This is a genomic window from Pseudomonas sp. LFM046 (assembly GCF_000949385.2).
GTDB lineage: Bacteria > Pseudomonadota > Gammaproteobacteria > Pseudomonadales > Pseudomonadaceae > Metapseudomonas.
On record NZ_JYKO02000001.1, the window covers coordinates 5,336,023 to 5,354,900 of the forward strand.

At 65.4% G+C, this 18,878-nt stretch carries 10 protein-coding genes; 7 read left to right on the top strand and 3 right to left on the bottom strand.

Going from position 1 to position 18,878, the window contains the following annotated elements; translation table 11 throughout:
• Nucleotides 1–85: 85 nt before the first annotated feature.
• Both TQ98_RS24565 and glnE read right to left on the bottom strand, forming a co-directional pair.
• Nucleotides 86–1,009: a branched-chain amino acid transaminase gene (locus TQ98_RS24565; RefSeq protein WP_044870710.1), complete on the bottom strand. Its 924-nt coding sequence runs from the start codon at nt 1,007–1,009 to the stop codon at nt 86–88.
• 42 nt (nt 1,010–1,051) lie between these two features.
• Nucleotides 1,052–3,985 carry a bifunctional [glutamate--ammonia ligase]-adenylyl-L-tyrosine phosphorylase/[glutamate--ammonia-ligase] adenylyltransferase gene (gene glnE / locus TQ98_RS24570; RefSeq protein ID WP_044870709.1) on the bottom strand — a complete coding sequence of 978 codons (2,934 nt, stop codon included), beginning with the start codon at nt 3,983–3,985 and terminating at the stop codon, nt 1,052–1,054.
• A 281-nt stretch (nt 3,986–4,266) separates the two neighbouring features.
• Here glnE and aceE point away from each other — a divergent pair, with 281 nt between their 5' ends.
• From aceE to TQ98_RS24595, 5 genes are all read left to right on the top strand, one after another.
• Nucleotides 4,267–6,912: a pyruvate dehydrogenase (acetyl-transferring), homodimeric type gene (aceE, locus tag TQ98_RS24575; RefSeq protein WP_103103082.1), complete on the top strand. Its 2,646-nt coding sequence runs from the start codon at nt 4,267–4,269 to the stop codon at nt 6,910–6,912.
• 11 nt (nt 6,913–6,923) lie between these two features.
• Nucleotides 6,924–8,918, top strand: a complete 1,995-nt coding sequence (aceF, locus tag TQ98_RS24580) for a dihydrolipoyllysine-residue acetyltransferase (protein WP_044870854.1) — start codon at nt 6,924–6,926, stop codon at nt 8,916–8,918.
• 330 nt (nt 8,919–9,248) lie between these two features.
• The gene (locus TQ98_RS24585; RefSeq protein ID WP_044870853.1) at nt 9,249–11,945 is read left to right on the top strand and encodes an EAL domain-containing protein; all 2,697 of its coding nucleotides are present in this window, start codon (nt 9,249–9,251) and stop codon (nt 11,943–11,945) included.
• A 50-nt stretch (nt 11,946–11,995) separates the two neighbouring features.
• The gene (gene msrA / locus TQ98_RS24590; RefSeq protein WP_044870852.1) at nt 11,996–12,643 is read left to right on the top strand and encodes a peptide-methionine (S)-S-oxide reductase MsrA; all 648 of its coding nucleotides are present in this window, start codon (nt 11,996–11,998) and stop codon (nt 12,641–12,643) included.
• Nucleotides 12,644–12,683: 40 nt separating this feature from the next.
• Complete coding sequence (locus TQ98_RS24595) at nt 12,684–13,961, top strand: HD-GYP domain-containing protein (protein ID WP_242443176.1); 1,278 nt, start codon at nt 12,684–12,686, stop codon at nt 13,959–13,961.
• Here TQ98_RS24595 and rlmJ read toward each other — a convergent pair whose 3' ends face one another.
• Nucleotides 13,962–14,801 (bottom strand): 23S rRNA (adenine(2030)-N(6))-methyltransferase RlmJ, encoded by an 840-nt coding sequence (gene rlmJ, locus TQ98_RS24600; RefSeq protein WP_044870851.1) that lies wholly within the window; start codon nt 14,799–14,801, stop codon nt 13,962–13,964.
• 136 nt (nt 14,802–14,937) lie between these two features.
• Here rlmJ and TQ98_RS24605 point away from each other — a divergent pair, with 136 nt between their 5' ends.
• Entirely contained in the window at nt 14,938–16,740 is a 1,803-nt protein-coding gene (locus TQ98_RS24605) for an acyl-CoA dehydrogenase (RefSeq protein WP_044870850.1), read from the top strand.
• A gap of 256 nt (nt 16,741–16,996) precedes the next feature.
• Nucleotides 16,997–18,739 (top strand): potassium/proton antiporter, encoded by a 1,743-nt coding sequence (locus TQ98_RS24610; protein ID WP_044870849.1) that lies wholly within the window; start codon nt 16,997–16,999, stop codon nt 18,737–18,739.
• Nucleotides 18,740–18,878: the final 139 nt, after the last annotated feature.

Below are 18,878 nucleotides of genomic sequence, written 5' to 3' on the forward strand. Positions count from 1 at the left end.
CTTCAAGCCTCAAGCGACAAGCCGCAAGCTCCAAGCGGTGGGTACCACTTGCAGCTTGCGGCTTGCCGCGTGCAGCTCTGTCGGTTTATTTGACCAGGGCTCGCCACTCGGCGTGAGCAGAGGTCTTGCCGGTCACCAGGTCGAAGTAGGCCTGTTGCAGCTTCTCGGTCACCGGACCGCGACGGCCGAGGCCGATCTTGCGGCCGTCCACTTCGCGGATGGGGGTGACTTCGGCAGCGGTGCCGGTGAAGAAGGCCTCGTCGGCGATGTACACCTCGTCACGGGTGATGCGCTTCTCCACGACCTTGATACCCAGCTCGCCGGCCAGGGTCAGGACGGTGTTGCGGGTGATGCCGTTGAGGCAGGAGGTCACTTCCGGGGTGTACACCACGCCGTCCTTGACCAGGAAGATGTTCTCGCCCGAACCCTCGGCCACGTAGCCTTCCGGATCCAGCAGCATGGCCTCGTCGGCGCCGCCGGAGATGGCTTCCTGCAGGGCCAGCATCGAGTTGATGTAGTTGCCGTTGGCCTTGGCGCGGGTCATGGAGATGTTGACGTGGTGGCGAGTGAAGGAGCTGGTGCGCACCTTGATGCCGGTCTCCAGTGCTTCGTCGCCCATGTAGGCGCCCCAGTGCCAGGCGGCGACGATCACATGGACTTTCAGGCCGGACGCGCGCAGGCCCATGCCTTCGCTACCGAAGAACACCATCGGACGCAGGTAGGCGCTTTCCAGGCCGTTCTCACGCACCGCGGCGCGCTGGGCTTCGTTGATCTCCTCCTTGGTGAAGGGGATCTGCATGTTGAAGATGTGAGCGGAGTCGAACAGGCGATCGGTGTGGGCCTGCAGGCGGAAGATGGCGGTGCCGTCCGGGGTGTTGTAGGCGCGCACGCCTTCGAACACGCCCATGCCGTAGTGCAGGGTGTGCGTCAGGACGTGGGTGTTCGCTTCGCGCCACGGCACCAGTTCGCCGTCATACCAGATCACGCCATCACGATCGGCCATCGACATATTGCCAACTCCTCAAGAATTCGATTGGTTCAGCCAGCCGGGTCAGTTCAAGCCCAACTCGTGCCAGATACGCTTCACACCTTGGCGCTCCGCGTGGAACTGGTCCCCCCCCACTACCCCGGGCTGCTTCTGCAAGGCCTGGCGGTGGGCCGCTGAACGATAGGCTTTGTAGGCCTCCTGCAGCAGGCGGACTTCGTCGCCGGACAGCAGGTTTGCCTGCTCCAGGCCATCCAGAATGCGGATGTTATCGGTGTAACGCACCAGTTCAGGGTGCTGTCGCGACCAGGCCAGGGCGGCATATTGCACCATAAATTCGATATCGACGATACCGCCGGCATCCTGCTTCAGATCGAAGGCGGACGCGGCTTCGAAGGCATTCGACGCAGTGCCGGCGGCGGTTTCCTTGGTGCCGAGGTTGTCGCGCATCTTCGCGCGCATCTCACTCACTTCTGCGCGCAGCTTGTCCAGGTCGCGCTCGCGACCCAGCACAGCCAGGCGCACATGCTCGAAGGCCGCAGCCACACGCGGGGAGCCCACCAGAACCCTCGCCCGCACCAGCGCCTGGTGTTCCCAGGTCCAGGCTTCGTTTTCCTGGTAGCGCTGGAAGGCGCCGAGCGAGCTGACCAACAACCCCGCCGCGCCCGAGGGACGCAGCCGCATATCCACCTCGTAGAGCGCGCCGGAGGTGGTCTGGGTGGTCAGCAGGTGAATGATGCGCTGGCCCAGGCGGGTGAAGAACTGGGCTCCGTCGATGGGTTTGACGCCATCGGTTTCGGCCTGGGGATCGCCGTCGTGGATGAACACCAGGTCCAGGTCCGATCCATGGCCGAATTCCAGGCCGCCCACCTTGCCGTAGCCGACGATGATGAAGTCCGGATCGCAGAGACTGCCATCAGCGCGCTTCGGCGTGCCGTACTTGGCCACGGTCTGGCGCCAGGACAGCGCCAGTACCTGATCGAGGATCGCCTCGGCCAGCCAGGTGAGGTAGTCGCTGACCTTCATCAGCGGCAGGGTGCCCGCGATTTCCGAAGCCGCCACCCGCAGGCTGTGGGCCAGCTTGAAGTGGCGCAGCGCCTCCATCTGCTGTTCCAGGTCATCCTCGGGGATACGGGTCAGGCGCTCGCGCAACTCGGCGGCCAACTCGGGGGCCAGCGGCGGGCGATAGAGGCGACCTTCGTTTAGCAGCTCGTCCAGCAGCAGGGGGAAGCGGGTGATCTGCTCGGCGATCCAGGGGCTGGCGGCACAGAGTTCGACAAGCCGTTGCAGGGCCCCGGGGTTCTCGCTCAGCAGCACCAGGTAGGCCGAGCGCCGAGCCACCTTCTCCACCATGGGCAGCACCCGCTCCAGCACCAGGTCGGGGTTGGCGTGCTCCACGGTCATGTTCAACAGGCGCGGAATGAATGCATCCAGGCGCTCACGGCCGAGGCGCTGCATGGCGCGCACCTGCGGACCGTTGCGCAGGTCGGTGAGACGGCGCCAGGCCGCGGCGGGCTCGACAAAACCGGTCTCGGCCAGCTGGCGGCAGGCGCTTTCCTCGTCCAGCGCCTCTTCCCAGAGCGGCAGCCATTCGCCGCCGATGCAGCTATCACCCTTGCCGCCCTCTTCTTCATCCGGATCGGCAATCACTTGCTGGAAGTGCCACTCCACCCGACCGCGCCAGTGCATCAGGCGCTCGTGGAAAGAATCCCAGTCGTCGAAGCCCATGATGAAGGCCACGCGGGCACGGTCCAGGTCACCGTCCGGCAGCATCTGGGTCTGGCGGTCGGCGATGGCCTGCAACGCATGCTCGGTGTAACGGAGGAATTCGTAGCCTTCCTTCAGTTCCGCCACCACCGGAGGCGGCAGATAACCCTGGCCTTCCAGGGTGCCCAGCACGCCGAGCAGCGGTCGCTGCTGCAGGCTGAGGTCGCGTCCGCCGTGGATGAGCTGGAAGGCCTGGGCGATGAACTCCACTTCGCGGATGCCGCCGGAGCCAAGCTTGACGTTCTCGGTCATGCCTTTGCGCCGCACTTCCTGCTGGATCAGCTGCTTCATCGAGCGCAGCGCCTCGATGGCGGAAAAATCCAGGTAACGGCGATAGACGAAGGGACGCAGCATCTGCAGCAACTGGGCGCCGGCGGCCTGGTCGCCACCCACCACGCGCGCCTTGATCATGGCGTAGCGCTCCCAGTCACGGCCCTGGTCCTGGTAGTACTGCTCCAGGGCATTGAAGCTGAACACCAGCGGACCGGAAGAACCGTAGGGGCGCAGGCGCATGTCCACGCGGAAGACGAAACCGTCCACGGTGATGGCATCCAGGGCCTTGATCAGCCGCTGGCCGAGACGGGTGAAGAACTCCTGGTTGTCGAGGGCGCGCTTGGTGCCTTCGGTCTCGCCCCCCTCCGGGTAGCCGAAGATCAGGTCGATGTCCGACGACAGGTTCAGCTCAAAGGCGCCCAGCTTGCCCATCCCCAGCACCACCAGGTGCTGCGGTTGGCCGGATCGGCGGCCGATGGGCGTGCCGAACTGGGCGCAATGGCGGCTGTAGAGCCAGTGGTAGGGAACGTCGATGCAGGCATCGGCCAGATCGGACAGGTCGCGGCAGGTTTCCGCCAGGTCGGCCTGGCGGGTCAGGTCGCGCCAGATAATCCGCAGCTGCTGTCGATTGCGGTAACGGCGCAGGCGCCGGCCGAGATCGTCTTCTTCAGTGCAACCTTCGAGCACGTCCGCGACCTGGGCACGCAACTCGCCGGGCGCCAGGCTCCGCTCCAGCTCGCCGGAAGCGGCCAACGCCAGCAACATTTCAGAGTCGCGCTGGGCCTGCTCGGCGACGAAATCGCTGGCCGCAGCCACGCGAATAAAGGCCTGCTGCCGTTCGTCGGGCCAACCGGCGAAGTCCTGGGCCTGTTCGGCGAGCGCGGAGCGGAAAGCGGTCAACGCCCGATCGGCGCTGGGCTGGAGGTTGGCCGGCAGGGCGGCCAGCGACGGCAGGCTCATGGTCTATCCTTTGTGGGCTGCGGGCCGAGGCTGGGTCCCGCAGCTGGCGCAGCGGTGGCGGAATAGCTCTAACTCGGGGCTTTCAGCCGACTGCGCCGCGCAGTCTGTAGTTTTACTACGAAAGATTGTATCCAGAGGGCTGAAACCTTCGTCGATTTGTAGTAAAACTACACGAGCCCGGCTCTACCCCCGGTAACAAGAATTTCGCCGCGACCGCCCCACAAGGCCGGCCGTGACCACTGGCATCCGATTCTGGAAGCCTTTCCGCCCTGGAGCAAGCCATGCAAGACCTCGATCCCGTCGAAACCCAGGAATGGCTGGATTCCCTGGAGTCCGTACTCGACAAAGAAGGCGAAGACCGCGCGCACTACCTGCTGACCCGCATGGGCGAGCTGGCCACCCGCAGCGGCACCCAACTCCCGTACGCCATCACCACCCCGTACCGCAACAGCATCCCGGTCTCCCACGAGGCCCGCATGCCTGGCGACCTGTTCATGGAACGCCGCATTCGTTCCATGGTGCGCTGGAACGCCCTGGCGATGGTGATGCGTACCAACCTGAACGACCCGGATCTGGGCGGCCACATCTCCAGCTTCGCCTCCTCGGCCACTCTCTACGACATCGGCTTCAACTATTTCTTCCAGGCTCCCACTGACGAGCATGGCGGCGACCTGATCTTCTACCAGGGCCACGCCTCCCCCGGCATCTATGCCCGCGCGTTCATGGAAGGCCGCATCAGCGAAGAGCAGATGATCAACTTCCGCCAGGAAGTGGACGGCAAGGGCCTGTCCTCCTACCCGCACCCCTGGCTGATGCCGGACTTCTGGCAGTTCCCCACCGTTTCCATGGGCCTCGGCCCGATCCAGGCGATCTACCAGGCCCGCTTCATGAAGTACCTGGAAAGCCGCGGCTTCATCCCCGCCGGCAAGCAGAAGGTCTGGTGCTTCATGGGTGACGGCGAGTGCGACGAGCCCGAATCCCTCGGCGCCATCTCCCTGGCAGGCCGCGAGAAGCTGGACAACCTGATCTTCGTCATCAACTGCAACCTGCAGCGCCTCGACGGCCCGGTTCGCGGCAACGGCAAGATCATCCAGGAACTGGAAGGCGTCTTCCGCGGCGCCCAGTGGAACGTCAACAAGGTGGTCTGGGGCCGCTTCTGGGACCCGCTGTTCGCCAAGGACACCAATGGCGCCCTGCAGCGTCGCATGGACGAAGCGGTCGACGGTGAATACCAGAACTACAAGGCGAAAGACGGCGCCTACGTCCGCGAGAACTTCTTCAACTCCCCAGAACTCAAGGAAATGGTCAAGGACCTTTCCGACGACGAGATCTGGAAGCTCAACCGCGGAGGCCACGACCCCTACAAGGTCTATGCGGCCTACCACCAGGCCGTGAACCACAAGGGCCAGCCCACCGTCATCCTGGCCAAGACCATCAAGGGCTACGGCACCGGTGCGGGCGAAGCGCAGAACACCGCCCACAACACCAAGAAGGTGGACGTGGAGAGCCTGAAGCAGTTCCGCGACCGCTTCGACATCCCGGTCAACGACGCCGACCTGGAAAAGCTGCCGTTCTTCCGTCCCCAGGAAGGCAGCGCCGAGTACAAGTACCTGCACGAGCGTCGCGCCGCCCTGGGTGGCTACGTGCCCCAGCGCCGCGTGAACAGTTTCAGCATCCCCACACCGCCGCTGGAGACCCTCAAGGCCATCCTCGACGGTTCAGGTGATCGCGAGATCTCCACCACCATGGCCTTCGTGCGCATCCTGGCGCAGTTGGTCAAGGACAAGGAACTCGGCCAGCGCATCGTCCCCATCATCCCGGACGAAGCCCGTACCTTCGGTATGGAAGGCATGTTCCGCCAGCTGGGCATCTACTCCTCCGTCGGCCAGCTCTACGAGCCCGTCGACAAGGACCAGGTGATGTTCTACCGCGAGGACAAGAAGGGCCAGATCCTCGAAGAAGGCATCAACGAGGCAGGCGCCATGTCCTCGTTCATCGCGGCCGGGACCTCCTACAGCAACCACAACCAGCCGATGCTGCCGTTCTACATCTTCTATTCGATGTTCGGCTTCCAGCGTATCGGCGACCTGGCCTGGGCGGCCGGCGACAGCCGTGCCCGCGGCTTCCTGATCGGCGGCACCTCCGGCCGTACCACCCTGAACGGCGAAGGCCTGCAGCACGAGGACGGCCACAGCCACATCATGGCTGCCACCATCCCGAACTGCCGCACCTACGACCCCACCTACGGCTACGAGCTGGCGGTGATCGTGCGTGAAGGCATCCGCCAGATGACCGAAGAACAGCAGAACATCTTCTATTACATCACCGTGATGAACGAGGCCTACCAGCAGCCCGCGCTGCCGGCAGGCGCCGAGGAAGGCATCATCAAGGGCATGTACCTCCTGGAGGAGGACAAGAAGGAAGCCGCACACCACGTGCAGCTGCTGGGTTCGGGCACCATCCTGCGCGAAGTCCGCGAAGCGGCGAAGATCCTCCGCGATGAGTTCAACGTCGGCGCCGACGTCTGGAGCGTCACCAGCTTCAACGAACTGCGTCGCAACGGCCTGGCCGTCGAGCGTCACAACCGCCTGCACCCGGAGCAGAAGCCGCAGCAGACCTACGTCGAGCAGTGCCTGGCCGGCCGCAAGGGCCCGGTCGTGGCTTCCACCGACTACATGAAGCTGTTCGCTGACCAGATCCGCCAGTGGGTACCGAGCAAGGAATACAAGGTCCTCGGCACCGACGGCTTCGGCCGCAGCGACTCCCGCAAGAAACTGCGCCACTTCTTCGAAGTGGACCGTTACTGGGTGGTCCTGGCGACCCTGGAAGCCCTGGCCGATCGCGGTGAGATCGAACCCAAGGTCGTGGCCGAGGCCATCGCCAAGTTCGGCATCGACCCTGAAAAGCGCAACCCGCTGGACTGCTGAGGAGACGCATTGTGAGTGAATTGATTCGCGTACCCGATATCGGCAGCGGCGAAGGTGAAGTGATCGAGCTGTTCGTCAAGGTTGGCGACCGCATCGAAGCTGATCAGAGCCTGCTGACCCTGGAGTCCGACAAGGCCAGCATGGAGATCCCCGCGCCCAAGGCCGGTGTGATCAAGAGCCTGAAGGTCAAGCTGGGTGATCGCCTGAAGGAAGGCGATGAGCTGCTGGAGCTGGAAGTCGAGGGTGCCGCCGCTGCGGCCCCCGCTCCCGCCGCCGCTCCCGCACCCAAGGCCGAAGAGAAGCCCGCCGCCCCGGCGCCGGCTGCCGCCCCCGCGGCCGCCAGCTCCAGCGTGCAGGAGATCTTCGTGCCGGACATCGGTTCGGCTGGTACCGCCAAGGTCATCGAAGTACTGGTCAAGGCCGGCGACACCGTCGCAGCCGAGCAGTCGCTGATCACCCTGGAATCCGACAAGGCCAGCATGGAGATCCCCTCCCCCGCCGCTGGCGTGGTGGAGAGCGTCGAGGTCAAGCTGGATGCCGACGTCGGTACTGGCGACCTGATCCTCAAGCTGCGCGTTGCAGGCGCCGCTCCGGCTGCCCCGGCTCCGGCCCAGGCCGCCGCCCCTGCTGCCGCCCCGGCACCTGCCCCCGCTCCGGCTGCGGCGCCTGCTCCTGCGGCAGCTGCCTCGGTGCAGGACGTCAAGGTTCCGGATATCGGCTCGGCCGGCAAGGCCAAGGTCATCGAAGTACTGGTCAAGGCCGGCGACACCGTCGCAGCCGAGCAGTCGCTGATCACCCTGGAATCCGACAAGGCCAGCATGGAGATCCCCTCCCCCGCCGCTGGCGTGGTGGAGAGCGTCGAGGTCAAACTGGATGCCGAAGTCGGCACCGGTGACCTGATCCTCAAGCTCAAGGTCGCGGGCGCCGCCCCGGCTGCCGCTCCGGCTCCGGCCGCAGCGGAGCAATCCGTACACCGCGTGCCGGACGGCGCCCACCCGGTCGCCGCGGCTGAAGTCACCGCCATCGCCTCCCTGGCCGCAGCGGCTGCGAACACCACCGGCGTACCGGCCCGCTCCAGCGGTGCCAAGGTCCACGCAGGTCCGGCGGTTCGCCAGCTGGCCCGAGAGTTCGGTGTCGACCTGGCGTTCGTACCGGCCACCGGCCCGCACGGCCGTGTGCTGAAGGAAGACGTGCAGGCCTACGTCAAGACCATGATGCAGAAGGCCAAGGAAGCCCCGGCAGCAGCCGCCGCTGGCGCAACCGGCGGCGCCGGTATCCCGCCGATCCCGGCCGTGGACTTCAGCAAGTTTGGTGAAATCGAAGAAGTGGCCATGACCCGCCTGATGCAGGTCGGCGCCGCCAACCTGCATCGCAGCTGGCTCAACGTCCCGCACGTGACCCAGTTCGATTCGGCCGACATCACTGAACTGGAAGCCTTCCGCGTGGCCCAGAAGGCCGTGGCGGAAAAGGCCGGCGTCAAGCTGACCGTGCTCCCGCTGCTGCTCAAGGCCTGCGCCTACCTGCTCAAGGAACTGCCGGACTTCAACAGCTCCCTGGCCCCCAGCGGCAAGGCGCTGATCCGCAAGAAGTACGTGCACATCGGCTTCGCCGTGGACACCCCGGACGGCCTGCTGGTGCCGGTCATCCGTGACGTGGACCAGAAGAGCCTGCTGCAACTGGCCGCCGAGGCCGCCGAGCTGGCGGAGAAGGCGCGCACCAAGAAGCTGTCCGCCGACCAGATGCAAGGCGCCTGCTTCACCATCTCCAGCCTCGGCCACATTGGCGGTACCGGCTTCACGCCGATCGTCAACGCGCCTGAGGTGGCGATCCTGGGTGTGTCCAAGGCCACCATGCAGCCGGTATGGGACGGCAAAGCCTTCCAGCCGCGCCTGATGCTGCCGCTGTCGCTGTCCTACGATCACCGCGTGATCAACGGCGCCGCTGCCGCGCGCTTCACCAAGCGCCTCAGCGACCTGCTGGCGGATATCCGCACCATGCTGCTGTAACACTTGCTATTCACGAGCACGCCACGCTCGTACCTCAACCCCGCCCCCCTGAGGCGGGGTTTTTTTTGCCTGTTTATAGCGTTCCGGGTCTCCCCCTGCCCCTCTGCCTGAAGCAGAAAGTGGGTCTGTCGCCGTGCGTCATGGCCCTATCCGGATACCGGCCCGTCGCCCACCACTTCGCGGGGTCACTGGAGCCGAGACTTCGCCCGCTTGTGAAATGCCCCACGCAGTGCGCTTGCCTGTGCCATCATCATGATGCACCCTTGCTCGATGCTTTGATGATGTAGGCCGGTTCCTCTTCCGGTCAGAAAAGTGGAAGCCCAGCGCCCGATGAAGAGCCATCCCGATGCCGCCAGTCGTACGGTGGCCGAGATAGTGACGCAACTGCCTGTCCCCTCGCGGCTGGGCCTTCTGCGTTTCGAGCGGCTCAACGAAGCCAGCTGGGCGATGCTTTTCCTCGATTCAGCCTGCGAGCACAAGCTCGGCCTCCCGGCCAGCGAGCTCTGCGCCCTGATCGACTCCCCCTACGCCAGCCTGATGGAACCGGAAAGCCGCTACCGGCTGCACGATGAGGTGCAACTGCATCTGGCCGAGCATCCGCACTATTCCATCCAGTACACGCTGCATACGCCGCTCGGCCCGCTGCGCATCCAGGAAATGGGCGAACCGTTCCAGCAGCATGGTCGCCAACTGCTGCGGGGTTACCTGATGGCAGCGGGCGACGCTTCGGACCACAAGGAACGGCTGAAAAACCTCGACCTCGAGGCTCAGAACACCCGATTGCGCACCTCCCTGGAGCTGTACCAGCGCTCCCAGGAAGACCACCTGCAGCACCTGATCCGCTCCCGCGCCCAGCAAAGCCTGATCGTCCGCCTGGCGCGCCACCGCTACACCTCCAGCAATCCGGCAGAGGAAGCGGCAGAACTCATCACCCAGGCCGCCTGCGAAGCCTACGACGTGGCCCGCACCGGCATCTGGATGCTCCAAGGCACCCACCTGGTGGCGGTCAGCCTGTTCCGGCGCGATCAGGACCACCACGAGCATCCGCGCTCGATGGACATGGCCCAGTTCCCGCGCTACCTCGAAGCCCTGCACAGCGGCCGAGCCATCGACGCTCACAATGCACACAGCGACCCCCGCACCAGTGAAATGACCCGGGGCTACCTCAAGCCCGAGGGCATCACGGCGATGCTCGACGCCAGCATTCGCATCGGCGGTGAAGTGGTGGGTGTGCTCTGCCTGGAACACACCGACACGCCACGGGTCTGGCAGACCGATGAAATCGCCTTCGCCGGCGAACTGGCCGACCAGTTCGCCCAGGTCCTGGTGAACCAGCAGAAACGCCACGCCACCAGCGCCCTGCACCTGTTCCAGCGCGCCGTCGAGCAGAGCGCCAGCGCCTTTCTGCTGGTGGACCGCGACGGCCTGGTGGAATACGTCAACCCGAGTTTCACCGCCATCACCCAGTACAGCGCCGACGAGGTCCACGGCCGTCGATTGTCGGACCTTCCGGCCCTGGAAAACCTCAGCGATCTGCTCTTCGACACCCATTCGGGGCTGGCCGCCTGCAACAGCTGGCAGGGGGAGTTCCGAAGTCGACGAAAGAACCTGGAGCCTTACTGGGGGCAGCTATCCATCTCCAAGGTATTCGGCGAGGACGGCGAACTCACCCACTACATCGGCATTTACGAAGACGTCACCCAAAGCAAGCTGGCCCAACAACGAATCGAGAAGCTGGCCTACACCGACAACCTCACCGGCCTCGGCAACCGACCCTACTTCATCCGCACCCTCGAAGAACGCTTCCACAGCGACCGCGACACCCCGCTCTGCCTATTGCTGGTGGACATCGACAACTTCAAACGGATCAACGACAGCCTCGGCCACCAGACCGGCGACAAGCTGCTGGTGAACCTGTCCCGGCGTCTGCGCAACAGCCTCGCGCCCAGCGGCATCCTGGCGCGTTTCGCCAGCAACGAATTCGCCGTGCTGCTGGACGGTGCCGACCTGGAGAGCGGCCAGCGCATCGCCGCCCATGTCCTGCAAACCCTCGACAAGCCGCTGTTCGTCGACAACCAGCTGATCAGTGTCACCGGCTCCCTCGGCCTCGCTTGCGCGCCCCTGCACGGGCGTGACCCGCAGACCCTGATGAAGCACGCAGGCCTCGCCCTGCATAAGGCCAAGGCCAACGGCAAGCACCAGCTGCAACTGTTCACCGAAGCCCTGAACGCCGAGGCCAGCTACAAGCTGTTCGTCGAGAACAACCTGCGCCGCGCCCTGGCGCAGAACGAACTGGAAGTCTTCTACCAGCCCAAGCTCTGCCTCAAGTCCGGCCAGCTCCTGGGCATGGAAGCGCTGCTGCGCTGGCACCACCCGGAAAAGGGCATGATCAGCCCGGAGCAGTTCATCAGCGTGGCGGAAGAGACCGGCATGATCATCCCCATCGGCAAGTGGGTGATCCGCGAAGCCTGCCGCATGAGCCGGCGCCTCACCGCGGCCGGTTTGGGAGACCTGCAGGTGGCGATCAACCTGTCGCCCAAGCAGTTCAGCGACCCCGACCTGGTCGGCTCCATCGCTACCATCCTGGACGAGGAACAGCTGCCCCCGGCACAACTGGAGTTGGAGCTCACCGAAGGCCTGTTGCTGGAAGCGACCGACGACACCCGGCAGCAGCTCAACCACTTGAAGGACCTGGGCCTGACCCTCGCCATGGATGACTTCGGTACCGGCTATTCCTCCCTGAGCTACCTGAAGAAATTCCCCATCGATGTGATCAAGATCGATCGCAGCTTCATCAAGGACATTCCCGACAGTCAGGACGACAAGGAAATCACCTCCGCGGTCATCGCCATGGCCCACAAGCTCAAGCTCAAGGTGGTCGCCGAGGGCATCGAGACCGCCGCCCAGCTGGGCTTTCTCCGCCGCCAGCATTGCGACGTCGGCCAGGGCTACCTGTTCGACAAGCCGATTTCCGGCAAGCACCTGTTCGAAAACCTCGGCCGCTATCCCTGCCGCAAAGGGGTCTGAGACGCGGTAACATCGACCATCGCCGTATTCACGACTCGAGGAGAAGGTTGATGGTCCTGCGTTCGCAAATACTTGCCCACAAGCTGGAACTGCCCGCCGCTGCCCAGGCCCTGCCCGGCCGCGAAACGCCGATGCCGGTGCCCGACAGCCACTACGTCAATGGCCGCCCGCTCAAGGGCCCCTTCCCCGCCGGCCTGCAGATGGTCCAGTTCGGCCTGGGCTGTTTCTGGGGCGCCGAGCGGCGTTTCTGGCAGCAGCCAGGGGTCTGGACCACCGCCGTGGGTTACGCCGGCGGCTTCACGCCAAACCCCACCTATGACGAAGTCTGTTCCGGCCTGACCGGGCACACCGAGGTGGTGCTGGTGGTGTTCGACCCGCGCGAAACCAGCTTCGAAGCGCTGCTGAGGGTGTTCTGGGAAGCCCACAACCCGACCCAGGGGATGCGCCAGGGCAACGACGTCGGCACTCAGTACCGCTCGGCCATCTACTGCTACGACGACGCCCAACTGGCAGCCGCCCGGGCCAGCCAGGAGCGCTTCCAGGCCGAGCTGGAAAAGGCCGGGTTCGGTGCCATCACCACCGAAATCAACGAAGCCCCCGCCTTCTACTATGCCGAGGCCTACCACCAGCAATACCTGGCGAAAAACCCCGGCGGCTACTGCGGCCTGGGTGGCACCGGCGTTTGCCTGCCCGCCTGACGAGGGGCAGGCGGGGCGGCTGCCTTAGGGTTAGACTCCAGTGGCCAATCGCCACCTGACGACCCGGTATGCCGCCCCAAGCCCGCTACATCAGCCCCGAACAGCTCTGCATCGGCCTCTATATCCAGCTGGACTGGGCTGGTGGGAACATGACTTTGCCTTCAGCAACTTCAAGATCAAGGACGAGGCACAGATCCGCGCGCTGCGCGACCTGGGCCTTGAACGCCTGCGCTATGACCCGGCCCGCAGCGACTGCGAGCCCCTGCCGCTAGCCGCTCCCGAAAAGCCGGCCCCGGCGCCGGTGGTGGAAGACCCCGAATCCCGCGCCCGCCAGCTCCGCGCCGAGAAGCTTCGCAAGCTGCGCCAGCGGGTAGCGGATGTGGATCGCCGATTCCTCCAGGCCAGCCAGCAGGTCAAGACACTCAACCAGACCCTGCGCAGCCGCCCGGAAGACGCCGTGCAGCAGGCCGGTGCCATCGTCGTCGAACTGGTGGAGTCCCTGCTGGGTGAACCGGGCTCGGTCCTGCACAGCATCACCGGCAAGGCTGCCGAAGACAGCTACTTCCACGCCCTCAACGTCACCGTGCTGTCCCTGTTGCTGGGCCGCCAGCTCGGCCTTGACGCCGAGGCCTGCCACAGCCTGGGGCTCGGCGCGCTGCTGCACGACATCGGCAAGATGGAAGTCCCGAGCAAGGTGTTGCTGAAGGCCGAACCCCTGACCAAACCCGAGCAGCAGTTCCTGCAACTGCACACCGATTTCGGCCTGCGCATGGGACAGCGCTTGATGCTCGACGATGAGGTCCTGCGGGTCATCCACGAGCACCACGAACACTGTGACGGGAGCGGTTATCCCCGTGGGCTGCGGGAGGCGGGCATCAGCCGGCTGAGCAAGCTGGTGGCCATCGCCAACCAGTTCGACAACCTCTGCAACCCGCTCGACCCACGCAACGCGATCAGCCCTCACGAGGCCCTGGCGCTGATGTTCAAGCAGCAGCGGGAACGCTTCGACGAGGTGGCGTTGAAGGCCTTTATCCGCGCCATGGGAATCTACCCGCCCGGGAGCCTGGTGCAGCTGGAGGACGACCGCTTCGCCCTGGTGCTGGGCATGAACCCGAGTCAGCCCCTGCGGCCGACACTGATTCTCCATGACCCGAACGTGCCCAAGCAGGAAGCACTGATCCTCGATCTGGAGCAGGAGCCCGGGCTGGCCATCGCCCGCAGCCTGCGTCCATCGCAACTGCCACTGGAGGTGCTGGAATACCTCAGCCCGCGCCAGCAGCTGAGCTATTACATCGAGCCGCGGCCAGGGCGCGGCTGATCACTCTTCGATCAGCCAGTCCAGCTGCCAGCCGCCCTGGCTCTGCGCCAGGCGTTCGGCCAGCCAGGGCAGGGTCTGGCGCAGCTCGTCCTCGATGCCCCACGGCGGGTTGGCGATGGCCAGACCGGAGCCGTTCAGCCCAGAGTCAGCGTTGTCGGCCGCGTGCACGCGCAATTCCACACGCAGCATCTTGGGCGCGCCGCTGGCCTGCAGGCCCTGGTAGAAACGCTTGAGCTGGCGCTGGTCCTTGATCGGGTACCAAATGGCAACCACCGTCTGGCGCATGCGACCGATGGCTTCCTTCAGCGCCGTGACGCAGCGTTCCAGCTCGTCGGCCTTCTCGAAGGGTGGGTCGATCAGCATCAGCGCGCGCTTCTCCGCCACCGGCAGCAGGGCCCGCGCCAGGTGCCAGCCTTCGCCCAAATGCACCGCCACGCGGCGGTCGCCAGCCATGTTGTCCTTCAACAGCAAGCCATCTTCCGGGTGCTTCTCGTTCAGTTGCAGGCGGTCCTGGGGACGGGTCAGGCGCCGCGCCACCTCCGGCGAGCCGGGGTAGTAGCGCAGGCTCCCGTCCGGGTTCAGCTCACGGATCACCTTCAGGTAGTCGGCCATGGGCGCCGGCAGATCCGGCAGGTCCCACAGGCGGCCGATGCCTTCGCGCCACTCGTCGGTGCGACTGGCCTGGTCTCCCAGCAGGTCGTAGAGGCCGACGCCGGCATGACTGTCGAGGTAGGCGAACGGCGCCTCCTTGCGCGACAGCAGGGCGATCAGGCGGGCCAGGGTGAAGTGTTTGAGCACGTCGGCGTGGTTGCCGGCGTGAAAGGCGTGACGGTAGTTCATGGGGAGTCCTCGCAAGGCGCGCATTCTACCAGCCAGTGGCCCACCGGGGCTGCACCCCTTTTATCACGCTCATGGATGTTGCTAGGCGGGCTTCATTCACCGACCTACACTCGACTGAACCTACCGGAGAGCCACCATGTCCGAGACCCTGCTCAGTTCCCGCAATCTGGCCTTCGAGCTCTATGAAGTGCTGGACGCCGAAGCCCTGACCCAGCGCGAGCGTTTCGCCGACCACAACCGCGAAACCTTCGACGCCGCCCTGGGCACCGCCCGCAGCATCGCCGAGAAGTTCTTCGCCCCGCACAACCGCAAGGGCGACGAGCACGAGCCGGAATACGTGGATGGCGCCGCCACCCTGATCCCGGAAGTGAAGCCCGCCGTCGACGCCTTCCTCGAAGCCGGCTTCCTCAATGCCACCCGCAGCTTCGAACAGGGCGGCATGCAGCTGCCCACCCTGCTGTCCCAGGCCTGCTTCGCCCACTTCCAAGCGGCCAACGTCGGCAGCTCGGCCTACCCGTTCCTGACCATGGGCGCGGCCAACCTGATCGAGAGTTTCGGCAGCGAAGAGCAGAAGCAGCGCTATCTCCAGCCGATGATCGACGGCCGCTTCTTCGGCACCATGGCCCTCACCGAGCCCCATGCCGGTTCGTCCCTGTCGGATATCCGTACCCGCGCCGAACCGGCCGGTGACGGCACTTACCGCATCAGGGGCAACAAGATTTTCATCTCCGGCGGCGACCACCCGCTGTCGGAGAACATCGTGCACATGGTCCTGGCCAAGCTGCCGGACGCCCCACCCGGAGTTAAGGGCATCTCGCTGTTCATCGTGCCGAAGTTCCTGGTCAACGACGACGGCTCCCTCGGCAAACGCAACGACGTGATCCTGGCCGGCCTGTTCCACAAGATGGGCTACCGCGGCACCACCTCCACCGCACTGAACTTCGGCGACAACGGCGACTGTGTCGGCTATCTGGTAGGCAAGCCCCACGCGGGCCTGTCCTACATGTTCCAGATGATGAACGAGGCGCGCATCGGTGTCGGCATGGGCGCGGTGATGCTCGGCTACGCCGGCTACCTCTATTCCCTGGAGTACGCCCGCGAGCGTCCGCAGGGCCGCCTGCCCGACGGCAAGGACCCGACTTCGCCCCAGGTGTCCATCGTCCAGCACGCCGACGTGCGCCGCATGCTGCTGACCCAGAAGGCCTATGTGGAAGGTGCCTTCGACGTCGGCCTGTATGCTGCGCGCCTGTTCGACGACACCCAGACCCTGGCCACCGAAGAAGAGCGCCAGCAGGCCCACGAACTGCTGGACCTGCTCACCCCGATCGTCAAGTCCTGGCCTTCGGAGTTCTGCCTGAAGGCCAACGAACTGGCGATCCAGATCCTCGGCGGCCACGGCTACACCCGCGAATACCCGGTGGAGCAGTACTACCGCGACAACCGCCTGAACCCCATCCACGAAGGCACCCACGGCATCCAGTCCCTCGACCTGCTGGGTCGCAAGCTGGCGCAGAACAAGGGCGCCGGCCTCAAGCAGCTGACCCGCCTGATCAACGAGTGCTGCCAGCGCGCCGCCGAATACGAATCCCTGCACGCCCTGCGCCAGCCGCTGGAACAGCTGATGACCCACCTCTCCAGCGTCACCCTGGGTCTCCTGGGCGACCTGATGCAGGGCCAGGTCAACCAGGCCCTGGCCAATTCGGCGCTCTACCTGAAGGTGTTCGGCCACGCGGTGATCGGCTGGCGCTGGCTGGAACAGGCCATCCGCGCCGAGGAAGGCCTGGCCCGGGGCAAGTCGGCGGACACCGACTTCTACAAGGGCAAGCTGCAGGCGGCCCGCTACTTCCTCACCTGGGAAGTGCCCGGCTGCCACCATGAACTGGCGTTGCTGGATGCCCGCGACGACACCTGCCTGGCCATGCAGGACAGCTGGTTCTGACCCCTTCGGAGGGTTCTTCACGCCCCGCGCACATGCGGGGCTTTTTTATGCTCACGCACCACGGCTGCGCACGCCGGCCGCCTCTCTTTCGACCACGGGATGGAACCCCGTCCCGCCCCCTCGGTCAGACCACTCCCTTTCGCGTGCAACAGCCCTGGTAGAAATCTTGCAGGGCCTTGCCATCGTCAGGTTAGAATTTCCCGGCGTGCGCCCCTGCATGCCCCGTTGACCGTCCCCCCCATGCAAGGAGCCACCAGTGGATGCCACCACCGTCAATAGCCTGTTCCTGATCGGCGCGGTGCTGGTAGGCATGAGCATTCTGGTCAGCGCCTTCGGTTCACGCTTCGGCGTCCCCATCCTCGTCGTATTCCTGGTCGTCGGCATGCTCGCCGGCAGCGACGGTCCCGGCGGCATCGTCTTCAACAACTATTCCCAGGCCTACCTGGTGGGCAACCTGGCGCTGGCCATCATCCTCCTCGACGGCGGCATGCGAACCCGCGCGGCCACCTTCCGCGTGGCGCTCTGGCCGTCGCTGTCCCTGGCCACCATCGGGGTACTGGTCACTGCCGGACTGACCGGCGTCGCCGCCGCCTGGCTGTTCAACCTGAGTACCCTGGAAGGCCTGCTGATCGGCGCCATCGTCGGTTCCACCGACGCCGCGGCGGTGTTCAGCCTGCTGGGCGGGCGCGGCCTCAACGAGCGGGTCAGCGCGACCCTGGAAATCGAGTCGGGCAGCAACGACCCGATGGCCGTGTTCCTCACCGTGACCCTGATCGAGATGCTCGCCACCGGCCAGACCGGGTTCAGCTGGACTTTCGTCGTCCACATCATCCAGCAGTTCGGCGTCGGCACCGCCCTGGGCTTCGCCGGTGGCTGGCTGATGCTGCAACTGATCAACCGCCTGACCCTGGCCAACGGCCTCTACCCCCTGCTGGTGGTGGCCGGCGGCCTGCTGATTTTCGCCCTGACCAACGCCGTGCACGGCAGCGGCATCCTCGCCGTTTACCTCTTCGGCCTGTACCTGGGCAACCGGCCGATCCGCTCGCGCCACGGCATCCTGCACATGCTCGACGGCCTCACCTGGCTGGCGCAGATCGGCATGTTCCTGGTGCTGGGGCTGCTGGTGACGCCCCACGAACTCTTCCCCATCATCCTGCCGGCCCTCGGCCTTGCGCTGTGGATGATCGTCCTCGCCCGGCCGCTGTCGATCTTCCTCGGGCTGGCACCGTTCCGCGCCTTCCACGGCCGTGAGAAGGCCTTCATCGCCTGGGTGGGCCTGCGTGGCGCAGTACCGATCATTCTCGCTGTGTTCCCGTTGATGGCCGGACTGCCCAACGCGCAACTGTTCTTCAACGTGGCCTTCTTCATCGTGCTGGTGTCTCTGGTCCTGCAGGGCACCAGCCTGCCCTGGGCGGCAAAGCTGCTGCGGGTGGTGGTACCGCCGGAACCCGCGCCCATTTCCCGCGCCGGCCTGGAGGTACACCCCACCAGCGAGTGGGAGTTGTTCGTCTACCGCCTGGGCGCCGAGAAATGGTGCATCGGCGCCGCCCTGCGCGAACTGAAGATGCCCGACGGCACCCGCATCGCCGCGCTGTTCCGTGGCAAGGAACTGCTGCACCCTTCGGGCAGTACCACCCTGGAGGCCGGCGACATTCTCTGCGTGGTGGGCCACGAACATGACCTGCCGGCCCTCGGCAAACTGTTCAGCCAGGCGCCACAACGCGGCCTGGACCTGCGTTTCTTCGGCGACTTCGTGCTGGAAGGCGATGCCCAGCTCTCGGCAGTGGCCTCGCTCTATGGCCTCAAGCTGGGCGAGCAGGACGGCCAACAGCCCCTGGGCCGCTTCATCGCCCACGAAATCGGCGGCGAACCGGTGGTGGGCGACCAGGTGGAATGGAACGGCCTGACCTGGACCGTCGCCCTGATGGAAGGGAACAAGGTCCGCAAGGTGGGCGTCAAATTCCCCGAAGGTCAGGCCCGCCCGGGGCTGTTCCTCTAAGAGGACCTGTCTGGGACGGGCGCTTCAGAGCCTTGAGGCCCCCGCCATGGAATCCGGGATTCGCCCCCGCGCGAATCCAGTTCACAACCGCTCGTGCCAGGAAGCCCCGCAACGGCCGCCCTGGCATATCATTAGCCGC